Raw genomic sequence first — 7,021 nt, 5'->3', positions numbered from 1 at the left:
AAAAGCTAAATAGATGATTGCAACCAAGGTGCAAAGTCAAGATACAAATATAAAATTATCCAAAGAAGAGATCTTAAATGATTATCGGATTGCCTGTATTAGTCGGGAAGCCAGTTTGATGGGGAGGAAAGAGGTTTTTATGGGCAAAGCCAAATTTGGTATTTTTGGGGATGGAAAGGAAATTCCTCAAATTGCCATGGCCAAGGCTTTCCAAAATGGAGATTTCCGTTCCGGATATTACAGAGATCAGACTTTCATGTTTGCCATTGGTGAGCTTACTGTTGAGCAGTATTTTGCTCAATTGTATGCACATACAGATGTTGAGGAAGAACCAGCCTCTGCCGGGAGGATGATGAATGGGCATTTTGGTACTAGATATTTGGATGAGAAGGGCCAATGGAAGAATTTGACAAATTCGAAAAACTCTTCTTCTGATATTTCTCCTACAGCGGCTCAAATGCCGCGCCTGGTTGGATTGGCTTATGCCTCAAAATTGTATCGACAAAATTCTGATTTAAAAGAATTCAAGAATTTTTCCATAGATGGAAATGAGGTAGCTTTTGGAACTATTGGTAACGCTTCCACCTCTGAGGGGATGTTTTTTGAATCCTTAAATGCCGCCGGGGTTTTGCAAATTCCCATGGTAGTTTCAGTGTGGGATGACGACTATGGAATTTCTGTTCCAAAGGAGTACCATACTACAAAAGGAAGTATTTCTGAAATTTTAAAAGGTTTTCAGCGAACAGAAGATCAAAAGGGTTTTGAAATTTTGGTTGTAAATGGCTGGGATTACCTACAGTTGTTGGAAACCTATGAGAAAGCAGCAAAAATAGCACGTCAAGAACATGTGCCTGTATTGATTCACGTTAAGGAATTGACACAGCCTCAAGGACATTCTACTTCTGGTTCTCATGAAAGGTATAAGTCCAAAGATCGCCTGGCTTGGGAAAAGGACTTTGATTGCCTCAAGAAAATTCGGGAATGGATTTTGGAAAATGGATGGGGAGTTGAAGAAGATTTAATTGCTATTGAAAAGGAATCCAAAGCTAGGGTTCGTTCTGGGAAATCATCTGCCTGGAAGGCTTTTGTAAATAGTATGACAGGCGCCCAGGAAAGGGCTTTGGAATTGTTGACACAGGCGAGTGAAAGTAGCCTAAATAAGGCTGCAATTCTCGATATTCGCAATGAGCTGGCCAATACCCTTAACCCAATACGCTTAGATGCAATGAAAGCAGTGAAAAAAGCGCTGCGGTATATGCGAAATGAGAAGAGTTCTCACCGACAAGCTTTGATTAGCTGGGTAAAGGAAGAAGAAGAAAGAAATTATGAGCGTTATAGCTCCCACCTTTATAGTGAAACTGAGGAGTCAGCTTTGAAGGTGAAGGAAATAAAACCTCTTTATGGAGAAGATGGCCGTATTGTAGATGGGAGAGAAGTGCTTCAGGCCTGTTTTGATGCTGCCTTAAAACGAGATCCAAGAGTATTTGCCTTTGGGGAGGACCTTGGGAAAATAGGAGATGTGAACCAGGCTTTTGCTGGATTACAGGACAAATATGGAGAATTACGCGTAACTGATACAGGCATACGGGAATGTACTATAATGGGTCAGGGAATAGGAACTGCTATGCGAGGTTTACGGCCTATTGCTGAAATCCAGTACCTGGATTATATGCTTTATGCGATTCAGACTTTGTCGGATGATTTGGCCTGTTTGCAATATCGTACAAAGGGGGGACAAAAGGCTCCAATGATTATCAGAACAAGAGGACATCGGTTGGAAGGAATTTGGCATTCCGGCTCTCCAATAGGGATGATTTTAAATAGTATCAGGGGGATTTACCTTTTGGTTCCTAGAAATATGACTCAAGCAGCAGGATTTTATAATACTTTATTGCAATCTGATGATGCTGCAATGATCATTGAATGCTTAAATGGATATCGTTTGAAAGAGCGTCTTCCTGAAAATATTGGGGAGTTTACGGTTCCATTAGGGGTTCCTGAAGTTTTGCGAGAAGGAACTGATGTGACCGTGGTTACCTACGGCTCCATGTGTAGGATTGTGATGGAAGCTGCAGGACAATTAGAGGAAGTGGGGATTTCAACTGAGGTGATCGATGTGCAAACCCTTTTGCCATTTGACAGACATCATCGAATTGTGGAATCTATTAAGAAAACCAATCGGGTTATTTTTGCTGATGAGGACGTTCCTGGAGGAGCATCTGCTTATATGATGCAGGAAGTTTTAGAGAAACAAAATGCTTATCGATACCTGGATTCACAACCTCTTACTATTAGTGCACAAGCCCACAGACCTGCTTATGCTTCAGACGGAGATTATTTCTCCAAGCCTAGTGTGGAAACAGTTTATGACAAAGTTTATGAGCTGATGAATGAAGCTGAACCATCTAAGTACCCGGATCTTTATTGAAGGGAACTAAGAAATTAGAATCAGGAAATGTTGAAAAAGATTAGCATAAAAGATAAAAAGTGAAATTTCACTTCATTATTAAAAAGGAGGCTGTCTCAATAGGAGGGACAGCCTCTTTTTTTCATTCAAGGAATTAATACAGTTTCTAATCTTTTAAAATTAAGAAACAAGGTACTCCCTTGAGTAATTAAGAAATATCAATTTTAAGGAGGTTAAATAGTTATTTCATTTAAGGTAAAAGCCGGTGTTTCTACGGTGTTACTTTCATTTCCTGCTCTATCCAAAATATGGACTTTCAGGATAAGTCGGAAAGCTTGAAAATAGGCGTCAAACCCAACATTACTGGTCATATTGTATTTCAAAACTCCTTCCATAGCTCGTCCCTTTTTGTCTGCATTTAATCGGAAAAAACGACCGTCAAATGTACCACAGCTATAAGGGCCTAAATCCCGTCGAATGTCGAACTCCTGGAAGTCGCCGCTTCCACTATCCATGAAAAACTGTACAATAATATTGTAATGCCTTTTATTTAATTGTACCCGTAAGGTATCTCCACTTCCATTTTCATCTATATAATAATCACAGGCATTATAGTCATTTGGATCATTTATTTTTTCAGGATCAGCAGGGATGTTAGGTACCCATTCTCCCTTGGTCTTATCGAAAAAAAAATAGGGTTGATAGGGATCCGAAAATTCACCCCCATCCAGCCCCAAATCTCCGTCTCCATCTTGAAAATTAATGGAGATCGTTAGTGTATCACTGGAGCCAAAATTATTGTTAGCTTTTGGCTTATAGGTAATGCTCTCAAATTCAATTTTAGGTTCGTTGGGGAATTCCGGGGGCGAGCCACAGCCCCATACTAATAGACAACCCATCAGCAGACAACCAATGGTGGAAAATAGATTCATAGAGGTAGCTTTAAATAATAATTTCTCTTTTCATATTGCTTTTCACCTAATGGGTGAGAAGTCATATAATGTTAAGGTAAATTTCCTAAATTTGTTCCCACTTTAACTTTGTTTGATTGAGGAAGAAGGCAGAATAAATTACTGTTTTACCTAAAATTTAGGAAATTGTATTAAAAAATGCCTTCTGTCGATTACTTTCTAAATTATTTTAAAAGGAAGAAGTGAGCACAGTAGTTGTGTTAAATATACAATATTTCATCAAAACCTGATAGAAAGTACACCGCTTATTATATTCAGGAAAGTATTTTCTTTTCTTTTTTTGAGAGATGATAAAATCATGGAATTGTTAAAAGAATTTAAGAAGGAATTATTCAATTTAAGAGAAGATGGTTTTAATGAATTCTGCCTGAGGGTTTTTCGTTTTCAGGCAGTAAATAACCCTGTTTATCACGAATATCTATCGTCATTAGGTATTAAGCCAGATTCTGTAAATGAAATTACCTCCATTCCATTTCTCCCTATCTCTTTTTTTAAGACCCATAAAGTGAAAACTGGGAATTGGGAAGCCCAGGCTGTATTTGAAAGTAGTGGAACAACCGGTCAACAAACAAGTCAACATTTTGTGGAGGATTTGAAGTTCTACGAACAAGTAACACAGAATATTTTTGAGAATTTTTATGGCCCTCTGAAGGACTTTACTTTTCTAGCCTTGCTTCCTTCTTATTTGGAACGTGGAAATGCTTCTTTGGTGGCTATGATGGACCACTTCATTCGTTCTAGTAATGATAAGTTATCAGGCTTTTATCTTCATAACTATGAGGAATTGATAAGAACCCTGAATCGACTTCAGACAACCCAGCAAAAAAAGGTTGTATTGGTTGGAGTGACCTTTGCCCTTCTAGATTTAGCTGAGCAATACCCCGAAGAATTAAAGGAAGTTATTTTGATGGAAACCGGAGGAATGAAAGGAAGAAGGAAAGAGATGATCAGGGAACAATTACATGAAATACTTAAAGCGGCATTTTATTTGCCTTCTGTTCATTCTGAATATGGAATGACAGAATTACTTTCTCAGGCCTACTCTAAGGGAGATGGGTTTTTTCATACGCCCAAATGGATGAAAATAATTTTACGGGATTTGAATGACCCATTTGATTTGCGTAATGATTTAAGGCAGGGTGGTATAAATGTAATTGACTTGGCTAATTTACATTCCTGTTGTTTTATTGAAACAAAGGATATAGGTCGCATCCATCCAAATGGTGGGTTTGAAGTTTTGGGTCGTTTTGATAATTCAGATATTAGGGGTTGTAACCTATTGGTTGTTCGATGATTTAGAGGTATAAAGGTTGGGCTTTTTTAATCAATTTTTCTTAATTCTGGTTAATCATCATATAATGACCCCAAACATCGTAAGGTATGAAAGCTTTATTTGTTTTAAGCACTTTGGCATTGTTTTGTTTAGGAGCCTGTACGGAACGAACTTGCCCCACCTACAGCAAAGACAATATTAAAAAACCTATTGCCAAGCCAAGGGTGGATTGGAGAGTTTGAGATATCAATGCTCAGCTTATGATATTTTTTATTTTATGCAGTAGAAAAGCATTGAAAAAAGAGAATTTTTGCAGTTTATTCATTAATTCCCATTTAAAAGAATCAAAATTCACTCAGTTTCAAATGACATTGATCCTAGGCATTTTTAATTTGATAAGTTTGGTCCAATTGGGTTAATTGGACGTTCTGACGCTAAAACTCAAACTTTTAGATAACTTTTTTGAAATTAAAAAGATACCAATTTCTAGTTTTACCCAATATCAGTGTACTTTTTAACATCTTCTTCAGTTATTGTTGCTCCGCACATGATTACCAGCCTTTCGGTAACATTTCTTAGTTCTCTAATATTTCCCGTCCAATTGATAGCCTGTAATGCTTCTAAGGCACCCTGGCTAATGTTCTTTTTTGCAGATCCGTATTCGGCACCAATGTCTGAGAGGAACTTATCCACAAGCAAAGGAATATCTTCTTTTCGTTCATTGAGAGAAGGAACCTGAATAATAATCACACTTAGTCGATGGTATAGGTCTTCTCGGAATTTACCTTCAGCAATGGCCTTTTTTAAATCCTTGTTGGTGGCAGCCACAACTCTTACATCCACTTTTATTTCCTTGTCACCACCCACTCTGGTTATTTTATTTTCTTGAAGTGCTCTTAGAACTTTAGCCTGCGCCGAAAGACTCATATCTCCAATTTCATCCAGAAATAATGTGCTCCCATTGGCTAATTCAAATTTACCTTTTCGTTGTTTCACTGCCGAAGTAAAAGAGCCTTTTTCGTGACCGAATAGTTCACTCTCAATTAACTCGGAGGGGATAGCTGCGCAATTTACTTCTACCATTGGTTCCTTGGAATGTTTACTTTTTGCATGCAGCCATTTTGCCACTAATTCCTTTCCCGTTCCATTTTCTCCTGTAATTAATACCCGAGCTTCGGTAGGGGCAACTTTTTCAATTGTGTCCTTTATATTTCCAATTGCTTTTGATTCCCCAACGATGTCTATTGTTTTAGATATTTTTCGTTTAAGGACTTTTGTCTCGCTAACCAGATCAGATTTCTCCAATGCATTTCGAACGGTCAATAAGATGCGATTTAGGTCAAGTGGTTTTTCAATAAAATCAAAAGCTCCTTTCTTGGTAGCATCCACAGCAGTATCTATGGTTGCATGAGCGGAGATCATAATAAATTGAAAATCTTTTTCGATGCGGGCAGCTTTTTCTAATACCTCTATACCATCCATCTTAGGCATCTTTATGTCGCAAAGCACCACATCATAGTTATTTTGAACAAGCCTCATTAGGCCTTCCTCACCATTTTGAGCTTCATCTACTTGATATTTTTCATATTCCAGAATCTCTTTTAATGTAGCCCTGATGGCCTTCTCATCATCGATAATCAGGATTTTTGCCATTTTAAATTCCTTAAGTTAAAAAATTTGATTCGTTAAGGGTTTGCTATTACCAGGAAGTGAAAAAGGTAGCTTCTTTAATTTTTTCCAGCTTATTATTAAGATGGAAGAACTTGCCGACTTAAGAATAAAAAAATGCAGGCCTATAAGCCGGGTTCTGTCAATTGATTACTCAAATGCCCTATCATTTATCTGGTTTTGTTGTTGCCAACAAAATCAATCGATCCACCCACTGACCTCGGACGAGTAGCCCTACATCCGGTAACCGGTTCGTCAGCCTATTTGATCTTTCAACTCGTAAGGTTTACCCTGCCTCAAATGTCACCATTTGAGCGGTGAGCTCTTACCTCACCTTTTCACCCTTACCCACTCAATAGTGGGCGGTATTTTTTCTGTGGCACTAGCTGTACTTGATTACTCAAGCCCTTCCTGTTAGGAAGTACGATACTCTTTGTTGCCCGGACTTTCCTCACCAAAATTTGCTTTGGAGCGATAAGGCAGCCTGCATTTTCTTTCAAAAGTAAGAAGATCTCTTTATTTGGAGGTATAAAACCCCAAAATTTATTCTCAAAAAATCTCCCTTTTCTTAAAAAAAGAAAGGTCTATATTCCATTTTCTTTCTATAACGAAAATTTTCTTATGTGTGGTTTCAAACAAAAAATTTAGAATATAGTCCCTCATTGCTCTTTTTCACTGTTAAACCATAATCAATTTTTGAGC

The 7,021-nt window shown here is 37.9% G+C and carries 5 protein-coding genes and 1 other RNA gene; 3 read left to right on the top strand and 3 right to left on the bottom strand.

Features of this window, described 5'->3' with window-relative positions:
* The first annotated feature begins 13 nt into the window (after positions 1–13).
* Positions 14–2,428, top strand: coding sequence for an alpha-ketoacid dehydrogenase subunit alpha/beta (locus tag E1171_RS11410; RefSeq protein WP_155206134.1), 2,415 nt, complete (start codon positions 14–16; stop codon positions 2,426–2,428).
* A gap of 212 nt (positions 2,429–2,640) precedes the next feature.
* Here E1171_RS11410 and E1171_RS11405 read toward each other — a convergent pair whose 3' ends face one another.
* Positions 2,641–3,339 carry a hypothetical protein gene (locus E1171_RS11405; RefSeq protein ID WP_155206133.1) on the bottom strand — a complete coding sequence of 233 codons (699 nt, stop codon included), beginning with the start codon at positions 3,337–3,339 and terminating at the stop codon, positions 2,641–2,643.
* 337 nt (positions 3,340–3,676) lie between these two features.
* Between E1171_RS11405 and E1171_RS11400 the strand changes: the two genes are divergently transcribed.
* Both E1171_RS11400 and E1171_RS24620 read left to right on the top strand, forming a co-directional pair.
* Entirely contained in the window at positions 3,677–4,672 is a 996-nt protein-coding gene (locus E1171_RS11400) for an acyl transferase (protein ID WP_155206132.1), read from the top strand.
* An 86-nt stretch (positions 4,673–4,758) separates the two neighbouring features.
* On the top strand, positions 4,759–4,893 hold the full coding sequence (locus tag E1171_RS24620) for a hypothetical protein (protein WP_281347208.1): 135 nt from the start codon (positions 4,759–4,761) through the stop codon (positions 4,891–4,893).
* Between the two features lie 250 nt (positions 4,894–5,143).
* Here E1171_RS24620 and E1171_RS11395 read toward each other — a convergent pair whose 3' ends face one another.
* On the bottom strand, positions 5,144–6,304 hold the full coding sequence (locus E1171_RS11395; protein WP_155206131.1) for a sigma-54-dependent transcriptional regulator: 1,161 nt from the start codon (positions 6,302–6,304) through the stop codon (positions 5,144–5,146).
* A 127-nt stretch (positions 6,305–6,431) separates the two neighbouring features.
* Positions 6,432–6,810: RNase P RNA component class A (gene rnpB, locus E1171_RS11390), an RNA gene on the bottom strand.
* Positions 6,811–7,021: the final 211 nt, after the last annotated feature.

Origin of the sequence: Xanthovirga aplysinae, from assembly GCF_009711365.1 — a bacterium.
GTDB lineage: Bacteria > Bacteroidota > Bacteroidia > Cytophagales > Cyclobacteriaceae > Xanthovirga > Xanthovirga aplysinae.
Note: the sequence above shows the minus strand (reverse complement) of the source record. Positions and strands in the feature narration are given on the sequence as shown.

Bases quoted from the DNA above. Each gene is read 5' to 3' on its own strand.
- E1171_RS11395 (WP_155206131.1), bottom strand. From the start codon at position 6,304: ATGGCAAAAATCCTGATTATCGATGATGAGAAGGCCATCAGGGCTACA.
- E1171_RS24620 (WP_281347208.1), top strand. From the start codon at position 4,759: ATGAAAGCTTTATTTGTTTTAAGCACTTTGGCATTGTTTTGTTTAGGA.
- E1171_RS11400 (WP_155206132.1), top strand. From the start codon at position 3,677: ATGGAATTGTTAAAAGAATTTAAGAAGGAATTATTCAATTTAAGAGAA.
- E1171_RS11410 (WP_155206134.1), top strand. From the start codon at position 14: ATGATTGCAACCAAGGTGCAAAGTCAAGATACAAATATAAAATTATCC.
- E1171_RS11405 (WP_155206133.1), bottom strand. From the start codon at position 3,339: ATGAATCTATTTTCCACCATTGGTTGTCTGCTGATGGGTTGTCTATTA.